At 72.4% G+C, this 21,037-nt stretch carries 18 protein-coding genes; 11 read left to right on the top strand and 7 right to left on the bottom strand.

The window, feature by feature from the left end:
- Positions 1 to 17 precede the first annotated feature (17 nt).
- From AB0I16_RS16335 to AB0I16_RS16320, 4 genes are all read right to left on the bottom strand, one after another.
- Positions 18 to 518, bottom strand: a complete 501-nt coding sequence (locus AB0I16_RS16335; RefSeq protein ID WP_363250051.1) for an MFS transporter — start codon at positions 516 to 518, stop codon at positions 18 to 20.
- Positions 488 to 1,045, bottom strand: coding sequence for an MFS transporter (locus AB0I16_RS16330; protein WP_363250049.1), 558 nt, complete (start codon positions 1,043 to 1,045; stop codon positions 488 to 490). Before AB0I16_RS16330 ends, AB0I16_RS16335 begins: the two co-directional genes overlap by 31 nt.
- A 200-nt stretch (positions 1,046 to 1,245) precedes the next feature.
- Positions 1,246 to 2,415, bottom strand: coding sequence for an acyl-CoA dehydrogenase family protein (locus AB0I16_RS16325; protein ID WP_363250048.1), 1,170 nt, complete (start codon positions 2,413 to 2,415; stop codon positions 1,246 to 1,248).
- Between the two features lie 11 nt (positions 2,416 to 2,426).
- Positions 2,427 to 3,983, bottom strand: coding sequence for a long-chain fatty acid--CoA ligase (locus AB0I16_RS16320; protein ID WP_363250047.1), 1,557 nt, complete (start codon positions 3,981 to 3,983; stop codon positions 2,427 to 2,429).
- A gap of 106 nt (positions 3,984 to 4,089) precedes the next feature.
- On the opposite strand from AB0I16_RS16320, the gene AB0I16_RS16315 reads away from it, so the two are divergent.
- The 6 genes from AB0I16_RS16315 to AB0I16_RS16290 all read left to right on the top strand — a co-directional run bounded on the left by AB0I16_RS16315 (position 4,090) and on the right by AB0I16_RS16290 (position 13,830).
- On the top strand, positions 4,090 to 4,722 hold the full coding sequence (locus AB0I16_RS16315; RefSeq protein ID WP_363250046.1) for a TetR/AcrR family transcriptional regulator: 633 nt from the start codon (positions 4,090 to 4,092) through the stop codon (positions 4,720 to 4,722).
- 554 nt (positions 4,723 to 5,276) lie between these two features.
- The gene (locus AB0I16_RS16310; protein ID WP_363250045.1) at positions 5,277 to 5,591 is read left to right on the top strand and encodes a trypco2 family protein; all 315 of its coding nucleotides are present in this window, start codon (positions 5,277 to 5,279) and stop codon (positions 5,589 to 5,591) included.
- A gap of 1 nt (position 5,592) precedes the next feature.
- Positions 5,593 to 7,755, top strand: a complete 2,163-nt coding sequence (locus tag AB0I16_RS16305) for a trypsin-like peptidase domain-containing protein (protein ID WP_363250043.1) — start codon at positions 5,593 to 5,595, stop codon at positions 7,753 to 7,755.
- Positions 7,752 to 8,765, top strand: coding sequence for a MoxR family ATPase (locus AB0I16_RS16300; protein WP_363250042.1), 1,014 nt, complete (start codon positions 7,752 to 7,754; stop codon positions 8,763 to 8,765). The genes AB0I16_RS16305 and AB0I16_RS16300 overlap by 4 nt, the downstream gene beginning before the upstream one ends.
- A 16-nt stretch (positions 8,766 to 8,781) precedes the next feature.
- Positions 8,782 to 13,071 (top strand): NaeI family type II restriction endonuclease, encoded by a 4,290-nt coding sequence (locus AB0I16_RS16295; protein ID WP_363250041.1) that lies wholly within the window; start codon positions 8,782 to 8,784, stop codon positions 13,069 to 13,071.
- Positions 13,072 to 13,176: 105 nt separating this feature from the next.
- On the top strand, positions 13,177 to 13,830 hold the full coding sequence (locus tag AB0I16_RS16290; RefSeq protein WP_363250040.1) for a GNAT family N-acetyltransferase: 654 nt from the start codon (positions 13,177 to 13,179) through the stop codon (positions 13,828 to 13,830).
- Between the two features lie 71 nt (positions 13,831 to 13,901).
- Here AB0I16_RS16290 and AB0I16_RS16285 read toward each other — a convergent pair whose 3' ends face one another.
- Both AB0I16_RS16285 and AB0I16_RS16280 read right to left on the bottom strand, forming a co-directional pair.
- Positions 13,902 to 14,798 (bottom strand): MerR family transcriptional regulator, encoded by an 897-nt coding sequence (locus tag AB0I16_RS16285; protein ID WP_363250039.1) that lies wholly within the window; start codon positions 14,796 to 14,798, stop codon positions 13,902 to 13,904.
- Between the two features lie 185 nt (positions 14,799 to 14,983).
- Positions 14,984 to 15,859: a LysR family transcriptional regulator gene (locus tag AB0I16_RS16280; RefSeq protein WP_363250038.1), complete on the bottom strand. Its 876-nt coding sequence runs from the start codon at positions 15,857 to 15,859 to the stop codon at positions 14,984 to 14,986.
- 122 nt (positions 15,860 to 15,981) lie between these two features.
- Here AB0I16_RS16280 and AB0I16_RS16275 point away from each other — a divergent pair, with 122 nt between their 5' ends.
- Positions 15,982 to 16,980 carry an NADP-dependent oxidoreductase gene (locus AB0I16_RS16275; protein ID WP_363250037.1) on the top strand — a complete coding sequence of 333 codons (999 nt, stop codon included), beginning with the start codon at positions 15,982 to 15,984 and terminating at the stop codon, positions 16,978 to 16,980.
- Between the two features lie 146 nt (positions 16,981 to 17,126).
- Complete coding sequence (locus tag AB0I16_RS16270) at positions 17,127 to 17,639, top strand: EF-hand domain-containing protein (protein ID WP_363250036.1); 513 nt, start codon at positions 17,127 to 17,129, stop codon at positions 17,637 to 17,639.
- A gap of 48 nt (positions 17,640 to 17,687) precedes the next feature.
- On the opposite strand, the gene AB0I16_RS16265 is transcribed toward AB0I16_RS16270, so the two are convergent.
- Positions 17,688 to 18,473, bottom strand: a complete 786-nt coding sequence (locus AB0I16_RS16265; protein ID WP_363250035.1) for a metalloregulator ArsR/SmtB family transcription factor — start codon at positions 18,471 to 18,473, stop codon at positions 17,688 to 17,690.
- A gap of 207 nt (positions 18,474 to 18,680) precedes the next feature.
- On the opposite strand from AB0I16_RS16265, the gene AB0I16_RS16260 reads away from it, so the two are divergent.
- From AB0I16_RS16260 to AB0I16_RS16250, 3 genes are all read left to right on the top strand, one after another.
- On the top strand, positions 18,681 to 19,376 hold the full coding sequence (locus tag AB0I16_RS16260) for a tRNA-dependent cyclodipeptide synthase (RefSeq protein WP_363250034.1): 696 nt from the start codon (positions 18,681 to 18,683) through the stop codon (positions 19,374 to 19,376).
- A 76-nt stretch (positions 19,377 to 19,452) separates the two neighbouring features.
- Positions 19,453 to 20,679 (top strand): cytochrome P450, encoded by a 1,227-nt coding sequence (locus AB0I16_RS16255; RefSeq protein WP_363250033.1) that lies wholly within the window; start codon positions 19,453 to 19,455, stop codon positions 20,677 to 20,679.
- A 95-nt stretch (positions 20,680 to 20,774) separates the two neighbouring features.
- A partial coding sequence (locus tag AB0I16_RS16250; RefSeq protein ID WP_363250032.1) for a carbonic anhydrase occupies positions 20,775 to 21,037 on the top strand: 263 nt, incomplete at its 3' end.

The raw sequence follows: 21,037 nt of genomic DNA, 5'->3' as shown, positions 1-21,037 counted from the left end.
ACCAAAACCTCTGAGCGCTAGGAACGTGATGGCTGCGGGTCGGAGCCGAGCCCCAGGCGCCGTGCGTCGTGCTCCGGGCGGATCGCCGCCAGGGCGAACGTGCCGGCCGTCAGCATCACCGCGCCGGCGACGAAGAAGGCGGTGGTGCAGCCGCTGGACGGGGTGCCGGCCGCGTCGATGAGATGGCCCGACAGGAAGGGCGCCACGAGGCCGGGCAGGGTGCCGACACCGGCGACGATGCCGAAGACGGCTCCGCGCTGGGCGGGAGGGACGACTTCCGCGGTCGTCATGTAGTGGAGGGGAATGGTGATCGCGATGGAGCCGAAGGCCAGCGCGATCAGCACGAGCCGCGGACCGGACGCGTCGACGAAGGAGAACGCCGCCATCGCGCACCCGGCCACGCACACGGCGATGCTCTGCGCCGCCCCGCTGGACCAACGGCTGCTCACCCCACGTGCCTTGAGTGCGTCCACGAAGGGGGACACCATCAGCAGCAGCACCAGCCCGAAGCCGGACATGTCAGCAGGATCTCGCGGTAGGGCAACCGGGGCCCACTGGTTCCGCCGGCCGTGCGCTGGTGGTCGTACGGGCCGTCGTGGCCCACGCGCCACCACACCAGTGCCCAGGTCGCGCTCACGGCGGCGAGGACGGCGTAGGCCGAGCGCCAGCCGAAGCCGTCGATCAGCCAGGTGACCACGGGTGCCGCGATGAGCGTGCCCAGGGCCGCGCCGCCGATCTGGAGGGCCGAGGGCAGGGCGCGGCGCTCCGGCGGGAACCACTTGTACAGGGCGTGCATGGACATCGAGGCCGCCGGTCCCTCGGCGGCGCCGAGCAGGACGCGGCCGGCCATCAGGGTCGGGACCGTCGCCACCACCAGGACCGGGAGCTGGGCCAGGGCCCACACCACGGTCATGCCGAAGAGCAGGACCCGGCTGGAGACGCGGGTGGAGAGGAAGCCGACGAGGAGTCCGGAGGCGCTGAAGAGGAAGTAGAAGGAGCTGGAGACCAGGCCGTAGGTGCTGTTGCTGAGGCCGAGTTCCTCCATGATCGGAACGGCGGCGAGGCCGAGGACGGACTTGTCGGCGAAGTTGATGACCCCGCGTGGCGGTACGGGGTGCCATGGGGCGACTCCTGCGGGTGCGGGTGGAGCAGGGGGTCGTACGAGTGGGCGGTGATCCCCCGAGGCCGCGGGCCCGCTCGCCGAAGCGGGGGCCCGCGGCACCGCCCTGGGCACCAAGGGGTGGGTCAGATCAGGCCCTTGGCGATCGCGTTCTTGTGGATCTCGGTGGTTCCGGTGACGATCCGGAACATCCGCAGGCTGCGGAAGATCTGTTCGACCTCGTGGCCGCGGGTCAGCCCGGCCTTGCCGTGGATCTGGACGGCCTGGTCGGCGACGCGGAAGGACGCCTCGGAGGTGAAGAGCTTGCACATGTTGGCTTCGACGGAGACGTTTTCGCCCCGGTCGGCCTTGGCGGCGGTGGCCATCACCATCGCGCGGGCGGCGTAGATCTCGGTGGCCATCTCGGCGATCTTGTGGTGGATGGCCTGATGGGCGAGGAGCGGCTGGCCGAAGACGACGCGGTTCATGGCGTACCGCACCGAAAGGTCCCAGGCGCGGCGGGCGGCGCCGATGAGGGACGGGCAGTGCAGCAGGCGGTTGAGGGTGATGCGGCCGATGCCGATGCGCAGTCCCTGACCGATCTCGCCGAGCAGGTTGGCGGCGGGTATCCGGCAGTTCTCGAAGACGAGGTCGCCCTCCATCTGCTGCCCGGACATGGGGACCTCGCCGTCGAGCACCGTGCAGCCGGGGGTGTCCAGGTCGACGAGGAACGCGCTGTACGCCTCCTCGGTGCCGGCCATGCGGGCGACGACGATCGCGAAGTCCGCGAAAGGAGCGGCGGAGCTGAACACCTTCTTGCCGTCGAGGACGTAGGTGTCCCCGTCCGGGCTGGCGGTCGTCGTCATGCGGCGTACGTCGGAGCCCGCGTCCTCCTCCGTGAGGGAGAAGCAGCAGGCTCGCTCGCCCCGGACGACGGGCATCAGGTAGCGCTCCCGCTGCTCCTCGGTGGCGTACTTCACGATCGCGCCGACGCGCAGCGGGCCGCCCATGTCGCCGAGGACGGAGTGGGAGAGAGCGGCGCCGGAGGCGGTCAACTCCTCCTTGAGGGCGCACAGTTCGTAGAAGCTCAGGCCCTGCCCGCCCAGCTCGGGGGGCAGGCTGATGCCGTAGAAGCCGAGTTCGGCGCTGCGCTTCCAGACCTGCTCCAGCGTGGTGCGGTCGAGCCTGGTCTCGGCGGTGATGCCGTGCTCGCGCTCGTACGGGATGAGTTCGTCCGCCAGGTAGGCGCGCAGGCGGACGACGAGGTCCTGGAGGCGGGGGTTGTCGTCGTAGGAGGGTTCGAGGGTGAAGGGCATGCCAGTCCTGTTCAGTTGACGCGGCGCTCGGCGCCCGCCCAGTGGCGGTCGCGGATGGCGCGGCGGTCGATCTTGCCGTTGGGGTTGTGGGGGAGGGCCGCGACGAAGTCGACGGAGCGGGGCTTCTTCATGCGGGCCAGGTGCTCGGCGCAGAAGTCGACGAGGGCGGCCTCCGTGAGGACGGCGCCCTCGCGCGGCACGACGACGGCCTTGACGGCCTCGCCCCACTGCTCGTCAGGGACGCCGACGACGGCGGCCTCGTAGACGTCGGGATGCTGGTGCAGGACGGACTCGACCTCGACGGCGTAGATGTTGAACCCACCGGAGACGATCATGTCCTTCTTGCGGTCGACGATGAAGACGTAGCCGTCGGAGCGGCGGCGGGCGAGGTCACCGGTGTGGAACCAGCCGTTCCGGAAGCTCTCCGCCGTGAGGTCCGGCTCGTTGTGGTAGCCGGGGACGACATCGGGGCCGCGGACGGCGATCTCTCCGATCTCTCCGTCGGCGACGGGCCGTCCGCCGTCGTCGACGATGGCGACCTCGGCCTCGGCGAGCGGACGGCCGCAGGACAGCAGCAGTTCCTCGTCCTCGCCCTCGATCGCGCGCCGGTGGTCCTCGGTGGAGAGGAACAGCACGCCGGAGGTGGTCTCGCCGCACCCGTACCCCTGGGAGAGGACCGGGCCGAAGAGGTCCCAGGCGGCCCTGATCCGGGCCGGTGACATCGGCGCGGCGCCGTAGATGAGCTGGCGCAGGCTGGAGAGGTCGTGGTCGCGGGCGCTCGGCGACGCGAGCACGGTGTTGATCATCGTCGGTACGACGAAGGCGTGGGTGGCCTGCTCGCGCTGCACGGTGGCGAGGAACTCCTCGGCGTCCCAGCGCGGCAGTACGACCGCGCAGCCGCCGGCGAAGAAGATGCCCATCAGCGGCATGCCCGAGGCGTGGGTGATCGGCCCGGCCAGGATCTGCCGGTCGCCGGGGCCGACCCTCGTGCCGGCGCTCATCACCGACTTGCGCAGCAGCGCAAGCCGGTTGCCGTAGGTCTGGACCGCCGCCTTGAGCTTGCCGGTGGAACCCGAGGTGAAGTGCAGCACGGCGATGTCGTCCTCGTCGCACTCCGCCTCGACGGGTTCCGGCTCGGTGTCCGCGAGGGTCTCGGCGTAGCCGGGGCCGAGGTCGCTCGGGCCGTCGTAGCCGATGACGGCCTTCACCCCGGAGCCGGGTACCGCCGCGCGGGCGGTCTCCAGATGGCCGGCGTCCGTCAGCAGCACCCGCGCGTCGGACTCCGCGAGGAGGTGGGCCACCTCGGCGGCGCCGAGCCTGGCGTTGATCGGCGCCCGAGCCAGGCCCGCCTTGTAGAGGGCGACTTCCGTGACGACCAGATCGGCACGGTTGGCCGCGAGGGTCGCCACCCGGTCACCCCGGCCCAGGCCGAGTGCGCGCAGCGCCGTCGCGAGCCGGTCGCTGTGGTCGTCGAGTTCCCCGTACGTCAGCCGGACGGGCCCGCAGACCACCGCCTCGGCGTCGGGTTGATGGCCGGCGGTCCGGCGTACGTAACGCCCGAGATTCATCACACCTCCAGAGATTCCGAACAACATGTCTGGTAACTAGCTTGGTGTGCGGCAACGTAAGGGCAGCGTTAGGGTCGGGTCAACGGCTCGGACGGAGGGAAGCGAAGTGGACACCAAGCCGGCGGGGGACCGCCGAGTCCGCAGGACGCGGGCCGCGCTGCGCCGGGCGCTGGTCGAACTCGTCCTGGAGAAGGGATTCCAGGCGGTCACGGTCGAGGAGATCACCGAACGTGCCGACGTCGGTCGCGCCACCTTCTACGCGCACTGCCACGACAAGGAGGACCTCCTCGTCGGCATCGTCCGCGACCTCGCGGAGGACCGCGAACGCCTCCTGCCGGCGGTCCGGCAGGCGCGCACGCGGGGGTTCACCGGACTGCCGGTGAAGTACATCTTCGAACACGCCGAACAGGAGCGGGACGTCTACCGGGTCGTCCTGCGGGGTGAGGGCGACGGCCGGGCCCTGCGGGAATTCACGGACCTCGTCCGCGCCCATGCCGAAGCCGCCTTCCGCGCGCGGACCGAGCAGCTCGACGTGGTGCCGAGAATCCCCCTCGACGTCGTCGCCCGCGCGTGGACCGGCGAACTCGTCGGCCTGCTGACCTGGTGGGTGGAGAACGACACCGGCTACAGTGCCGCCGACATCACCGCCCACCTGCGCGATCTGTCGGTCTACGGCCGCGTCTGGGCCACCGGCCTGGCCCCGTCCGACGCCCCCGGAGCCCTCGACCTCGCCCCCTGAAGCGCGGGTCCCCGCGCCTCCCGACCCCCCGCCGACGCTGGCTACGTTACTGAACAATATGTACGGTAACGAACTCGCTGGAGCGGAGCGGAGCGGAACCGAGTGAGCGGAGCGGACGCATGACAGGCATACCCCCACTGGCCGACCTCGTGTGGGCCCGGGGATACACCGATCCGGCCTGGGCCCGACGCCACACGACCTCGGGCCGGGAACTCGTTCGGCGGCGCCGCGTCCGCGCGGGAGCCGACAACTCCCGCCACCACGAGAAGCCCCGCCCACAGGGCGGTGACCAGCCACCGCCATCGAAAGGAGAACGTGCCGGTCTTGAAGAGGAATGCAGCCACAAGCGGCCCCCGGATATGTCGCCGGTCAACAGAACGGGCGCAAGAGTGGCACCCTGCACTGACCGGTTCCGGAGTGATTCCTGGGAGTTCTCTGAGATCGACGACGCGCAGGTCGACGCCCTGCCCGGAGTTTGCGGTGTCCTGTACGCGTTGTACCGTACGGCGATCTACTGATTGTCCGAGGTGCGTGAACCGGGGGGCGGGGCGAGAGTGTCGGATATCGGGCTGGCCGCAGCCATCGAAGAACTGCGTCAGGAGCTTTACGAGGTGCAGCGGCTCGGCGCGCACCAGCAGTTCGGCTTCGGTGTCGAAGAGGCGGAGCTGGAGCTGCAGCTCGAACTGCGCAAGTCCGCCAAGGCGGACGGCAAGCTCTCCTTCGGGGTGGTCGCGGTGGGCGCGGGAGGCGAGCGGTCCAGCGTTCGTACGCACAAGCTCGTGCTGAAACTGTCGGTCAAGGACCGGGCCCGCGGCGGGGCGCGCCCGGAGATCGGCGATGACGAGCCCGGGTCGTTGGACGAGGAGTGACGTGGATCGCCGCAGACTGGCGCTGATCCGCAGCGGAGACCCCGGTGAGGGGCGCGTCACCGTCGGCTCCGGCTATCTGGTCGCCCCGCGGCTCGTGCTGACCGCCCGTCACGTGCTGGAGGACCGCGCGGCCGGAGAGGTGTGGCCGGTCATCACCGTGACCGTGGGCCACCAGCGTGACGGTGAGACGACGCGCGTGCGCGCGGAGGCCGTCTGGACCCACCCGGGCGGACTGGACGTCGCGTTGCTGCGGATCGACGGTGAGATCGATCCGCCCGGCTCCGTCCGCTGGGGCCGCCCCACGGGCAGCGCGCCACTGCGGTACGAGGGCCTCGGCTATCCCCTGGCCGCCAAGGGGGAGACCCGGGACCCGGAGCACCTGCGCGGTGACCTGCCGGTCCTCTCCGGGGGCCAGGACCGCTACGTCCTCGATCAGGGCCCGGCCCCCACGGCCCGCACCGACGGCCGGAACGCCTGGGGCGGGGCCTCGGGGGCGGCGATATTCTGCGGCGGTCACCTGGTCGGTGTCGTGACCCAGGAGTCGCACGCCTACGGCGCCCGCCGGCTGATCGCCGTGCCGGTGGCCTCCTTCGCGGAGGACGGCGGTTTCGTGGCCTTGGTCGAGGAGCACACCGGTCGGGCTCCCGCGCTCAGCGCGATCGGTGGCCGGCCGCCCGAGGCGGGCCCCGCCGCCGACCGCTCGCCCGTCGAGCGCGAACTGGAGACCTTGCTGACGCCGCTGTTCCCGCAGCCTGGCGTCCGTGTCGACCACGCCCGGGCCCTGGCGCGCGAACTGGGCTACGAGACGCGGGGCTATGAGCCCACCGCCGCCGACCTCGTGGCGCTGCTCATGGCGCATCCCCGCGCCCTCGCATCGCTCGGCGGGGCCGTCGCGGGCAGCGGACAGGAGACGTCCAGGGCCGCTCTGACCCGGCTGTTCGCATGGGCCAGGGCGTTCGACTGCGGCTCGCTGCTCTCCGTGAACGAGTACGTCTCCCTGACCGGACTGCTGGGCCGTGTCTGCGAGAAGCAGCCGGCGCTGCTGTCCCGAACGGCGAAAGAGGCGCTGCGGTACGCCGCGCTGCCGGAGATCCTCACCCGCCCCCGGCTCGGCGAGGACGACATCCGCGCCGTGGTCGAGGGCCTGGAGGACCTGTCCGACGCGGTGAGCGGCGCCGACGGCGCCTTCCCGGTGCCGGCGCTCCTGCGGCTCGTCGAGTACGTGGCGGCGGCCGTGGACGACGGTCTCGGCGACGACCTGCGTACGTGGTCGGGGAAGACCGCCCGGCGGCTCGGTGTCGGCAGCGGGGCCCTGTGCGAGCGGCGCGCGGACGCAGCCCGGTGGGCCGGGCGCGGGGCGTCGCCGGTCTCGCGGATCGTGATGGAGCTGACGCGCGAGCCCGCCGCGGGGGACGACAGGTACGCGGTCCGTATCCTGCTCGTCCGCGACGACGGTTCGCGTCGCGTGCTCAAGGAGGCGGAGTCGCGCCCCAGAACCCCCCAGGAGGTGGCCGGCTGCCTGAACGAGGCGGTGGCCGCCGCCTCCCAGGAGCCCGGGCAGGACGAGCACGTGCCGTGGGTGACCGTCGTGGTCGACCGGGAGGGGCTCGGCCTGGCCGTCGACGAATGGGAGCCCGATGCGCTCGAAGACCTCATTCTGCCGTGGCCCATCGGAGCGCACTACCGCCTGTCGCTGAGCTGCCCGGAACTCACCGAACGGATGGCGACCCGCGAAGGCGACCAGGCACGCCGGTGGAGGAACGGCCGCGCGTCGGTGTTCGTCACCAGCCGGGCGGCCGGCGACGCCAGGCAGCTCCAGCACCTGCTGATGACCGAACACCGGGACACCGCGCGCGTCGTCCTGCACGGCCCCGCCCACGAGCGCAGGGCCTGGGCGCTGACATGCCTCGCCCTGGGCGTCCCCGTCGTGCTGTGGGACCGGGACGCCCGCGGCCATGAGGACGCGGAAAGACTGGAGAGCCTCGCCCCCGCAGGCGATCTGGACGGACTCGCCGAGCGGGTCCGGCACTTCCGGAGCGGCTCGGCGGCCCGCCCGGCGGAGCGGCGGGCCAGGCCCTCGCTCGTATGGGAACCGGAAGGCAGTCTCCCCCGGCCCGAGCGGCTTCGACTGAGTGACCCGCGGAGAGGATCGTACGCGTCATGACCACACCAGACCCCCTGGCCCCCACGGAAGGCCCCCGGCTCTCGCCGCCCCCGAGCGAAGGCGACGCGTGGTGGCTGTTCCGCGGTGACGGCGAGCGCCGCGAGGTGCCGTTCCCCGCCGCGCCCCCGTGGCGCCGGTTCGACCGGAAGGAGACCGCGACCGGCGACGGGGTCCCGTTCCCGCGGCCCTACCTCATCGGTCCGGACGAGGTGCAGGTGGTCAACGCGGCGCTCCATCTGCGCCGTCCCCTCCTGGTGACCGGACAGCCCGGCACGGGCAAGTCCTCGCTGGCCCACGCCGTGGCCCACGAGATGACGCTCGGCCGCGTGCTGCAGTGGCCGGTCAACAGCCGCTCCACCCTTCAGGACGCCCTCTACCACTATGACGCCGTCGGCCGACTGCGCGAGGCGAGCCTGCGGCGCGACGCGGACGGCTCGGAACCGGACATCGGCCAGTACATCCGCCTCGGCCCCCTGGGCAACGCGCTCGTCCCCCGGGAGCGCCCCCGCGTCCTGCTCATCGACGAGCTGGACAAGGGCGACGTCGACCTGCCCAACGACCTGCTGACCGTGTTCGAGGAGGGCGAGTTCACCATCCCCGAACTCGCCCGGCTGCCCGCGGACCACGCACCGGTCCAGGTGCGGACCGACGACCCGGACGAGACCGCCCCGGTCACGCGGGGCCGCGTCCGCTGCGCGGAGTTCCCGGTCGTCGTCATCACCAGCAACGGCGAACGCGAGTTCCCGCCTGCCTTCCTGCGGCGCTGCGTCCGCCTCGACCTCCCCGAGCCCGACGAGCGGCGGCTCCGGGAGATCGTCGCCGCACACCTCGGTCCCGACGCCCTGGACGACGTGGACGACCTGCTGCGGGAGTTCCTCGAACGCCGCGCCGAAGGGGAACTGGCCACCGATCAGCTGCTCAACGCCGTCTTCCTCCGCAAGGGCGGCGTGAACCTCGACGCCGCTTCCCTCCTCCGAGGCGTCCTGCACCGGCTCGGCGGAGGCATGTGACGCCGTGATCTCGCGCGTGACGAAGGTCCTGGCGGAGAGCGGGGTGGAGCTCTCCCAGGAGGAACTCCTCGACGCCATCTGGCTCGCCGGGAGGCTGCCCCGGGACGCCGGGCCCCTGGCGCGCTCCGCCGGAGAGTTCGCCGCGTCCTCGGAGCGGCACGGTGAGCCGCACCACGACGGGCCGGCGGCGCCGGTGGGCGGGGCCGCGGAGCCCGCGTCGGAGCCGGACGCCGCGGAGTCCGCGGATGAGTGCTCCGCGCACCCGCTCCTGGCCTCGGCGCGACCCGGCCACGACGACACGGGGGCGGCCGCGGACCTCTCGCCCGCGGTCGCCCTCCGCATCCCGGACAGCAGTGCCCTCGGCGCCGGGCAGCTCGGGCTCGGCAGGTCCCTGCGGCCGCTGCGGCAGCGCTTCCCGGATCGACGCCGACAGGAACTCGACGTCCCGCGGACCGTTGCCGCCGTCGCCGAGACAGGCGTGCCCGAGACCGTCACACGTGCGGTGCGCAGCCGCTGGCTGTCCCTGGTCCTCGTGGTGGACGACGGCATCTCCATGACCCTCTGGCAGCGGCTCGCCGCCGACGTCCGGGCCCTGATGGAACGGGCCGGGGCCTTCCGTGACGTGCGTGTCCTCGGGCTCGACTCGCGCGGTGGAACTCCGTCCCTGCGCACCGGTCCGTACCGCCACCGAGGCCGCCCCCTGACGCCGGAGGCCGTGTGCGACCCGGCCGGCGACACCCTCGTCCTCGTCGTCAGCGACGGTGTGGGCGAAGCGTGGCGGGACGGCGGCATGCGCCGGGTGATGGACCGCTGGGGGCGGTGCGGCCCCACCGCGATCGTCCAGGCACTGCCGTTCCGGCTCTGGGCGAGCACCGGCATCGACGCGCGGCGCTGGCAGGTCACGACCCACCGCCGCGGCGGCCCCACCTCCGCCTGGCACGTCACCGACCCGGACCTGCCGCCGGACCTCGTCCGCTTCGACTCCGTGCCCGTCCCCGTCCTCACACCCACCCCCGCGGCCGTCGCCGACTGGGCCGGGCTCGTCGCCTCGCCCGGAGGCACCGCGCTCCTCCCGCTGTGGGAGGAGGGCCGGCCCGGCTCCGGCCGCGTCGTGGGCGACGCCCGGCACGGCTCCCCGGACGGCGACGCCGCCGAAGCGGTACTGCGCTTCAAGGAGGCCGCGTCCGCCGAGGCGTACCGGCTCGCGGCCCACATGGCGGCCGTCACCCCGGTCACGCCGCCCGTCATGCGCCTGGTGCAGGCGGCCCTCGGACCGCCGACGGACCTCGGTCACCTCGTCGAGGTGTTCCTCGGGGGCCTGATGCACGAATGCGACACCGTCGGAACCGCCGGAACCGCCGGAACCAGCGGTGCGGAACGGCTGCCGCAACACCGGCGGTACGACTTCACGGACGACGCCCGGCGCCTCCTCCTCAGCGCCGTCTCACCGAGAGAACTGCTGCGCACCGCCGAGGCCGTGACGCGGCGCATCGAGACCGCGGTCGGCCGCGCACCGGTCTTCCCGGCATGGGTCGGGCACCCGGACGGCGCGGCCGTCGTCGAAGACCCGGAGCGCTCCTTCGGCTGGCTTCGGGAGCAGGTGCTCACACGGCTCGGTATCCCGTCCGCCGCCGGCACCGCCCCAGTGGCGGAGCCGGCACCGGTGCCGGCTCCGCCGCGTGCGGAGGGCGACGAGGCGTCGCGTGCGGAGGGCGACGAGGCGTACGGCGACGCGCGCGACCCCGTCCTGCCCGCGGGCTGGACAGGGCTGCTGCCGGAGGACCCGGTGCGGCTCGGCCGGTTCCGGCTCCGTGCGCGCAGTGCCAACGGCTGGCCCCACCTCACGATGTTCCTGGCCGACGACGAGGACGGCACCGTCGCCACGGTCCGTGCCCCGGTCGGCCTGTACGCCCGCGAGCCGGGCACCGCGCGGGACCTCGTCAGGACGGAAGCCGAGTGCCTGTCGCGCATGCGGGGCGCGTACACCCCCGCCCTCCTCGGCGCGGCGGCGCATACGGCGGGGGAACTGCCGTGGGTCGCGGCGAGCTGCGTCCACCGCCGCGCGGGCGACCCATCCTCACCGCCCGCACCGAACCTGCGCGCCGTGCTCGAAGAACACGGAGGGACCGTCCCCGGGGAACTCTTCCTGCGCGTCGGCCTCGGCCTGACGAAGGCCGTCGCCCTCGCCCACTCCCGGGGGCTCGTGCACGGCTCGCTCTCCCCCCGGGCCGTTCTCGTGACCGACCGCGACGTACGACTGGTGGGCTGGGCCACCGCGACGGTCGACGGCGTCGACAGCGCCCACCGTGACGTGCTGCCCCTCAGTGACACCTACCTGAGGGCGGGCGACGACGGGCGGTCGCTCGCGGCGCACAGCGACGTGTATGCCGTCGGGGCGCTGCTGCTGGCCTTCCTCTCCGGGAGCTGGAGCGACCCGAACACCGACGACCTCGAACAACGCTTGCCGGCTGACCCGCCGTTCGGCGGCCCGGTGCTCCTGCGCACTCTTCGGCGCTGTCTGGCGCACGACCCCGCCCGCAGGCCCTCCGCCACGGAACTCGCCGAGGCGTTCGCGCTCGCCGCGTCCAGGCGCGCGGCCCCGGCCCCCGAGGAGACCGCACGGAGTTCGAGCCGCGGCCCGGCCGTTCCCGTGGGACGGGAGGGAGCGCTGGTCGGGGGACGCTACCGGCTGGTGCGGCCGTACCGCGCCGGAGCGAGTTCGGTGACGTGGCGGGCGACGGATGAGCTGCGGGGCGGGGACGTCACTCTCAAGATCTTCACCGGACCGGGCGACGGCGGGGCGTCCGCGGGGGAGGACTTCCTCGCTGACGCGAAGCGGCTGGCCGCGCTGGACATCGGGGGAGTGGTGCGTATCAGCGGCCACGGACTGCACGACCGTCGTCCGTACCTCGTGACGGATGCCGTCGACGGCGAGGAGCTGCAGCAGCTGCTGGAGACCGGCTCCGGGGCCCTCCCTCTTGAGCAGGTCAGAGAAGTCGGCAGACAGATCGCGGACATACTCGCCGAATACCACCGCAACGGGCTGTCGCACCTGGACCTCACCCCCGCGGCCCTGGTGCTGCGTCCCGACGGCCGCGTGCTGCTCACCGACCCTGGTTCGGGCATCCGCGGCCTGTCGCACGCCGGGGAGGTCCCCGGCGATCACCGCGACGACCTGTACGCACTGGGCTGTCTGCTCTACGCCATGGCCACCGGAGTCCCGCCCGCAACCACCGCGCCTCCCCCACGTGCGGCGGGGGACCCCCGCACCTCCCACCTCCGACCGGGTCTGCCCTCCGGCCTTCCTCCCGAGTTCGCGGCGCTGGTCACACAACTCATGGCGGCCGATCCCGAGGACCGGCCGGCCACCGCGGCCGAGGTGGGGGAGCGGCTCGCGAGCGCGGGTACGGCCGACGCCGAGCTGATCGCGGTCCACGACGCGGCGCGCCGGTTGGACCCGGACGGCAGACGCACGGGGCGCGTCCTGCGGGACACCATCGACGAGGTTCTGGCCGGTGACGTGACGGGTCGGTACGACCTGCGGCAACTGACCAAGGTGGAGAGGGGGTACCTCGGGAGCTTGGTGACCATCGCGTTCCAGCGCGAGTTCGCCTTCGAGGACGGTCGGGCGGCGGACTTCCGTATCGCCGGTGTCGACGTCGACATCCGCTACAGCCAGAGGCTCGGCGGCTGGAGCTTCGCACCCGGAACGCTGGGTCGGATCTGCCTGCTCGTCTGTGCCGACGATCACCAGAGCCGATGGAGCGTCGGTCTGCTGCGCGTCAGGCAGGAATGGCTCAACACCGGGCGCAACCGGGACATGAAGGCCACGCTCGCGGCCAGGCATCGCGACAAGATCCTCTGGCTCTGGCGGGATGCCGATCTCTCGGAGAACGTCCTGCTGCACATGTCCGACACCGACCGCGAGGCGGTGCTCGGGAACGAGTCGGGTCAGGTTCGGATCAACGAATTGTTCCGGCGCGCCCAGGGGCGCCGCATCGGACGCACGGCGGTCCGCACCGTCGCCCGGCAGAGGGACTACATGAAGCGGATTCGCCTGAACGGCGGGGCCCGCACGGCACTTGGCGCCGAAGGAATCATCATCCTGGGCGACTCTCGTGCGCACCGGCACATCGCCCGACAGCTCGGCCTTCCTGTCCCCGGTGACGGGGAGTTCGTCAGCGCGCGCGTCGTCCCGGCCGCTCCCGCGTCGGGCAGGCCCGTCGCGGAGGTGGACGGCCGATCGTGGTCCCTGGCCTCTCCGGAGGACCCCGTGCACCCCGCCCCGGCTCTGCCCGCGCATTAGGGGCTGTGGCCCTCGGCCTCGCGGCCTGCTCCTCTGGTGCGTGCCGCGCCTGTGGCGTAAGGTTCACTCAGCGCTATCAACTGTTACCAAGGGGGCGGGGCGGCGATGCCGGACACCGGAATCAGTGAGCTGGTACGAATGTGGATCGACGGCTGGGTCGTCTCCCGCGGCAGCGCGGACCCGGTCGACGAGCCGTGGGGGTGGACGATCGACGTCGGGCAGCCCAAGCACGTCGCCCGGCACGTGCTGCCGGAGCCCTCCGAGGCGGATGTGCGCAAGATCGTCGACGCGACGAGCGCGCCCGGGACGTGGCTGAAGCTGTTCGCCGAGGACCAGGTGGTCCTGCCCTGGGTCGGACCGGACTGGCGGTGCGACCTCTCCGGCTTCCTGATGTCCTGTCACCTGGCGCCGGAGCGCGCCGAGGTGCCGGCCGGTTATACGCTCACCAGCTGGACCCGGGGCGGCGTCAGCCGCGTGCTGGTCCGCACGAGTGCCGGGCACTTCGCCGCCCGTGGACAGTTCGCCCGAGCGGGCACCCATGCCGTGGTCGACCAGGTCGAGACCGCCGCCGAGCACCGGCGCAAGGGCCTCGGCAGCCTGGTGATGCGCACACTGCAGAGCGCCGCCCACGAGGCCGGCGCGACGACCGGCCTCCTGGTCGGCACGCCCGAGGGCAGGGCCCTCTACTCCTCGCTGGGCTGGACCATGCGCTCCCCGATGGCGAGCCTCTGGTACGAGCCGTCGGATTCCGCCCCGTGAGCTGAAGACGGGCCACTGGCGCGCCTCGCCGGACTGAACGCACGAGTGTCCCTCCACCCCGTGGACCCTCGTCACCTGCGCTGACCGGGCTCGGCCGGACGCGCCGACGGCGTACTGCCGCCGTCGCCGTCGCCGTCCTGACCGGCCGTACGCAGCAGTTCGACGACACGTTCCTCGTACCGGACGCGGGCCGGGGAGAAGTCGTACGGCATCTTGCCGACAGCCTCCACCGCGCTCGTCCTTGCCCCGTCCTCCTCCTCGCCGGCGTCCTCGTCCTCCCGGTCCAGGAGGGCGTTGAGGGCCTCTTCCAGGCCGGAGCTTTCGACGGCGGCCGCCAGGGCGGTCTCGTGAGCACACCGCTGGGCCGCCAGATCTTCGATCCGGGGGTCGTCGGGGGACACGGTGTCATCCAGGGCCGCCTCGGCATCGGCCAGTCGGTCCTCATCGGCCCGAAGCCCGGGGTGGGTGGCCAGTACGATGAACCGGTCGGCCTGGACAGCGGCGCCCAGGGGGCCGAAGAGGCGCTCCGAGACCAGCAGGGTGTCGAGGTCGGCGGAGCGCAGACCCCCGGGCGGTAGGTCGCGCAGGCGGCCGGTGACCAGCGGCGAGAGCAGGCCCAGGGGGCTGCCCACGTCGCGGAGACGGTGCACGGCGGCCCGCTGGGCCTCGATGGCTGCGGCCTTGGCCGCGAGGGCCTCCTCCAGGCGGGCCAAGGACTGCTCGATGCCGGCGGTGTCCTTGAAGGCGGCGTGGATGTCATCCAGGGAGATGCCCGCTTCGGCCATCCTGCGGACCCACAGCAGGCGGACCATGTCCTCGTATCCGTAGCGGCGGCGGTCATCGCTGCCGCGCTCCGGTTCGGGCAGGAGCCCGATGGCGTGGTAGTGGCGGATGGCGCGGGGTGTGGTCCCGGCGAACGCGGCGGCATCACCGATCTTGACCCGGCGGGGAATCGCAGGAAGGGGCATGCGAGGAAACCTCTCGGTGTGGTGCTCGCCGCCCACTGGACCACATGCCGCTACGGCACGTGCAAACGCCTCAGCGACGGGGACGCGCGCGGTCCTGGCCCAGCGGCCCCTCGCGGGTCGGCCCGTCGGGGCCGGGCCGCCGGGGTGGGCCGGGCTGCCGGTCCGGGGCAGGCTGCCGGTCGGGGTCAGGCTGCCGGGGCCGCCAGGACGGCCTCGGCGGCCAGCCGGAGCTTGTCGATCATCGGATTAGGGTCGCCCTTGCGGCTGACCAGGACGACCTGGCTGAGGGGGGCGTCCTCGATCGGGACGGTGACGAGGTCGGGACGGAGCGAGCTGCGGCGGTCGCCGACCGGCAGGACGGCGATCGCCCCGCCACTCGCGACGAGTTCGAGCTTGTCCTCGTAGCTCTCGACCGGCGGCACGCCGGCCCCGAGGATGCGGTAGGAGGTCCAGTCCGTGGTCTCGAACGCGCACGGCGCCGCCTCCTCGCCGGCCAGTTCCTCCGCGGTCACCGACGCGCGGCCGGCCAGCGGATGGCCGAGCGGGACCGCGAGCATCCGGGGCTCCTCGTACAGCGGTGTGGTGGACACGTCGTCGGCGGCGAACGGCAGCGGGGCCCGCGCGACCAGGGCGTCGACGCGCTTGTCGGACAGTGCCCCGACGTCGCGGCAGCTCAGGTACCGGGTGGTGACCTCGGCGCCGGGAGAGCGGCGGCGCAGCTCCCGTACGGCGGCAGTGATCACCAGGTCCTCGACGTAGCCGATGGTGATGCGCTCGGTCCCGGCTCGTTCGCGCACGGCCAGCTCGGCCTGGCGGGCGGCCCGCAGCAGGGCCTGGGCCCGGGGGAGGAAGCTCTGGCCGGCCGGAGTGAGCCGGGCGCCCTGGGGGACGCGGTCCAGCAGCCGTACGCCCAGATACCTCTCCAGGCGTTGGATCTGGCGGCTCAGCGCCGGCTGGGCCACGTGCAGGTCGGCGGCGGCCCGGCCGAAGTGCTGGTGCGCCGCCACCGCGGTGAAGTAGCGCACCAGCCGCAGTTCCAGGTCCTGCCCCTGATCGTTCACGCCTCCAGCGTACGGGTCATGCCGTTTCGGAATGACCGTGTTGCCGAACCGGTCTTGGACGGCCGTGCCGTCCCGGGCCTTGACTGAAGGGGCAAGGTTTCCTGGAGAAAGCGACAGGCGCGATGAAGGCGATCCAGATCCACGGCGCGGGCGGACCGGACGTTCTGCGGTACGACGAGGTGCCGGTTCCGGAGATCGGCCCGGGCGAGGTGCTCGTCCGGGTGCACGCGGCGGGCGTCAACCCGCCGGACTGGTACCTGCGTGAGGGGATGAAGGTCATGCCGGCCGAGATGAGGCCGGTCCTCACGTTCCCTCTGATCCCTGGCACGGACATGTCGGGCGTGGTCCAGGCGGTCGCTCCGGACGTGCCGGGGTTCGCCGTCGGCGACGAGGTCTTCGGCATGCTGCGGTTCCCCGGATTCGACGGCCGGACGTACGCCGAGTACGTGGCCGCGCCGGCTGCGGACCTGGCCCGCAAACCGGCCGGCATCGACCATGTGCGGGCGGCCGGGGCGCCGATGGCCGTGCTGACGGCCTGGCAGTACCTGATCGATCTCGGTCACGACGTGCCGTCTCCCTTCACCGGGCGGGTGCACCAGCCGGTGCCGATCACGCCGGGGATGACCGTGCTGGTCAACGGGGCCGCCGGTGGAGTGGGCCACTTCGCGGTGCAGTTGGCGAAGTGGAAGGGGGCGCACGTCGTCGCGGTGGCCTCGGGCCGGCACGAGCAGTTCCTGCGCGGGCTCGGCGCCGATGAGTTCATCGACTACACCAGGACGCGGGCCACGGACGTGGTCGGCGGTGTGGACCTGGTGATCGACGCCGTCGGGGGCCCGGACAGCTCACGCTTCCTGACCGTGCTCAAGCGCGGCGGCACCATGCTTCCGGTGTTCTTCGCCGAGTACGACCCGGAAGAGACGGCGCAGCTCGGCATCACGGTCTCGAACATCCAGGTGCGTTCCAGCGGTCGCCAACTCGCCGAGATCGGGCGGCTGTTCGGCGACGGCACGCTCCAGGTCGGGGTGGACAGCACCTACCCGTTGCCCGAAGCGGGCAACGCGCACGAGCGAGCCGCGCGGGGCCACCTCCAGGGCAAGATCGTGCTGACGGTGGTCCCGTGATCGCCTCGCTCACCCCGACGCTGGACAACGCCTCGTGGGGCGGGCCCGGCAGCATGGGAGGGTGACCTGGTGCCGCAGGCGATCGTTCCCACGAGTGGGAGCGGCGTCCGCCGCTTCCTCGGCTTCGCGCAGGAATGAGGGTCCGGGTGGACACCATCACGGCCAAGCGGCACATCTTCTCGATGCTGGACGTCGACGGCGACGGGGTCATCTCCCGCCAGGAATATCTGACCCGGCCCGAGCGCGCGGCGCAGGCCGCGGGCCGGTCCGGCGACGACCCCCTGGTGGCCGTGGCGCGTACCGCGCACGAGCAGGTGTTCGCGTCGATGGACGCCGACCAGGACGGGCGGGTGACCTTCGCGGAGTACGAGGCATGGGCGGGCGGCCAGGCCTTCGACGAGGTGTGCAGGCCGGCGCTGGGCTCACTGTTCGACCTGGCCGACACCGACAACGACGGACACCTCGACCGGGCGGAGTTCACGGAACTGCGCCACGCCCTGGGCAACCCCGTCGGCAACGCCCGCGCCGCCTTCGACGCGCTGGACGAGGACGGTGACGGCCGTATCGACCGCGACGCCTACCTGGCGCAGATCCGCTCCTTCGTCACCGAGGGGTCCTCTTCCATGGCGCGCGCTCTCCACGAGCGGGCCCACGGCTGACCGCGCGTACCGCGGCAGGGCCCCAGCGGCGGCCTGCCGAGTGGGGCGTCAGGCCTTCTCCAGGATCGTCTTCAGCTCCGACATCATCATGGTCCAGCCGCCGCTGACGCCCTCAAGCATCTTGGAGCCGGCCGAGTCGAAGCCGTCGTGGGTGATGGTGAGCTTCACGCCCATCTCCGGTTCCTCGGCCGGCTCGATGGTGAAGGAGACCTTCGAGCGCTCCTTGGCCGCCTCGGCGAACTCGGCGTCGCTCATGCCGAACATCTCCTGGTGCATCGGCTGCAGCGTGTGCCAGGTGTAGGCGAGCCGCTTGCCGGGCTCCGCCTCGGTGACGACCTGGCCGAGGTCCTGCGGCTCGCCATGGTCCTCGACCGGCCACAGCACCTTCGAACCGGCCTTCCAGTCGGAGAGGGGTGCCCAGCCGCCGTGGTACTGCTTCAGGAACTCCGGGCTGGTGAGACCCTCCCAGAGCTTCTCGGGCGTGGTGTGGATGTAGATCGTGTAGACGAACTCGGGCTTGCTCATCGCCGTTCCTTCCAGAACCTGCTTCAGGTTGCTGAGCGCGGTCATCCGGCCCCGCTCGTACGGGCCGATCCAACGGTCGGACATGTCGTGGATGGGCACGGGATTGAGGTAGTGCAGCCGCTCCCGGCCGCGCCTGACCGCCGTGACCAGGCCCGCGCCTTCCAGCACCGCCAAGTGCTTGGACACCGCCTGCCTGGTCATCTCCAGTCCCGCGCACAGTTCGAGCAGGCTCTGCCCGGACCGCTCGTTCAGCCGGTCGAGCAGCCGCCTGCGGCTCGCGTGCGCGAGCGCCTTGAACACCTCGTCCATGCCGTCCAACCCCCTCCCCAGCAGATTGGCAACCATAAGGTTGCATGTCAAGCGGGGGCGGACGGCCGTGCGTGAGGCGTGCGCCGGTACGCGGGGCCCGAGGCGGCGCTACTCGGCGTCACGCCTTCGGGGAATGGACCACATGGCCGTCACTCCACGTGGGTACGCCGCCCCATATGTGCCAAGATCTGTGTACGAGGAGTCACGGTGGCCGGTGAGGCCGCGGCAGGGGTGAGCGCCCTTCCCTACGGGGCGAGCAGCGAACGGCTCGTCCGGCAAGGGGACCACGCGCTCTTCGGGGTGAGTACGGGCAACAGCTACTTCAGCTGCCGGCGGCTGGCCGAGGCGGTCGCCTGGGCCGTGGAGCGCTTCGCGGTGGTGGACGTGGTGCACGCCGACGTGGCCCTGCAGGCGACGCTCGAAGCCTTCGGCTACGAACCGTCCGCCGCGCGCAGAAGCGCGACCAAGCAACTGCGCGGCGTCCGGCGGCGCATCGAATGCGCCCTCAAGCACGTCGGTGCCCCGGCGGAGCGCGTACGGGCCAGGCCGCTGTCCGACTTCCTCGACCAGCCCGGCTACCGGGAGGTGCGGGCGCGGGCGCGCGCGGCACTCCGCGACGACCTGGAGCTGCGGTCGGTCCGGGACGCCACGGCGTACCGGTTCCTCGCCAAGCGGCTGCGACCCGACGGCCTGCCCGCTCCCGCCCAGGTGCGGGCGGCGCTGGCCTACGTGGACGCCGAGTTGCCGTTCTTCCTCGACACCCCGCGCATCCTGGGCGTCGCGTCATCCGTCCACTGCTACCACTCCGTCCTCCCCCTGGCGCGCCTGTTGTTCGGCGGGCGGCAGAAGGGCCTCAGGCCGGCCGACAACCAGGGCTACGCGATCGTCGCGTGCAGTGACTGACCCGTGCCGCGACCGACCCGTGCCGTGACCGCCCCGAGCAGGCTCCCGGAAGAACCCCGGCAGAAAGCAGGACCTGATGACCTCGCCCCCCGCCCGTACGCCCGTGCCCCCTTACGCCGACGTCGAGTGGCCGCTGTCCCGGCGCGGCGATGTCGTACCCGCCGAGTGCGCGGTCCTGCGCCGGCAGAGCCCCGTCGCCCGCATCCGGACGCTCACGGGCGATGACGCCTGGCTGGTCACCAGCTACGCGGCGGCCCTCCAGGTCCTTGAGGACGAACGCTTCAGCCTGCGCGACACCGCCGCCCCGGACGTGCCCCGCCAGTACGCCCTGACGATCCCCCCGGAGGCCGTCAACACCATGGGCAACGTCAACAGCGCCGGGCTGCACCAGGAGGTGCTGCGCGCCTTCGGCCCCCGGTCGGGGCCCGTGACGGCGGAGTGGCTGTCGGCGCGGGCGCACGAACTCGCCGACGCCATGGTGGAGGAAGGGGCGCCGGTCGATCTGCGGGAGCGGTTCGCCGAACCGTACTCCGCCGCCCTGGTGTGCGAGGTGCTCGGCCTGCCCCACGACGAGGGGCTGCGGCTCATGTCCGGCCTGGACCTCGGCTTCGTCACCAGCCCCGTCGCTCACGAGGGCTGCACCGCCAACTGGGACAAGGACTACGGCCATGTGCTCCGGCAGGTGCGCGCCGGCCCCGACAGCCGGCGGGGGCTGATCCGCCGGCTGTGCGAACTGCGCGAGGACCCCCGGCGCGACGGCGGTGACCTGACCGACGAGATGATCGCCGCCACCGTCACCTCCCTCTTCGGCGCCGGCGCCATGAGTACGTACGTCTTCCTGCTGCACGCCGTACTGACCCTCGTCCAGCACCCGGAGGCGATGGAACGGCTGCGCAAGCAGCCCGAGGCGATGCCCCGTGCGGTGGAGGAACTCATGCGCTCCACCCTGTCGATCGGCGACGGCCTGCCGCGGATCGCCCGCTGTGACGTCCAGGTCGGTGACGTCCTGGTACGCGCCGGAGAGCTGGTGCTCGTCTGCGTGGAGGGCGCGAACTTCGACCCGGCGCGGTTCCCCGACCCGGAGCGGTTCGACCTCGACCGCGCGCCCAACGCCCATCTGTCGTTCGGGGCGGGCCGCCACTTCTGCCCCGCTTCGGCGATCTCCCGGGTCCACGCCGCCGAAGCCCTCACGGTGCTCGTCGAACGCTTCCCCCGGTTGCGTCTCGCGCTGCCCGCCGATCAGCTGACCTGGCGTACGGGAAACATCAAGCGGGTCCCGGAGAGGCTTCCGGTGCTGTGGTGACCACACCCGAAGGGGCACACGTCGGCGCCCCGCACGCCGAACGCCACGCCCCGCCTTCCGGGGCGGGGGCCACGGCCTGGCCGTAGTCTGCGCATATGACTGACATCGCCCCCGCGCCGACCCCTCGTGAAGCCTTCGAGATGCTGCTGGCCGGCAACCAGCGGTTCGTCTCCGGCACGCCGGAGCACCCCAACCAGGACGCCGCGCGCCGCGCCGAGATCGCTCCGGCTCAGAAGCCGTTCGCGGTGCTCTTCGGCTGTTCGGACTCCCGGCTGGCTGCCGAGATCATCTTCGACCGCGGGCTGGGCGACCTGTTCGTGGTGCGCACCGCGGGCCACGTGACCGGGCCGGAGGTGCT

The organism is Streptomyces sp. NPDC050703 (assembly GCF_040654435.1).
Classification (GTDB): Bacteria; Actinomycetota; Actinomycetes; order Streptomycetales; family Streptomycetaceae; genus Streptomyces.
Note: the sequence above shows the minus strand (reverse complement) of the source record. Positions and strands in the feature narration are given on the sequence as shown.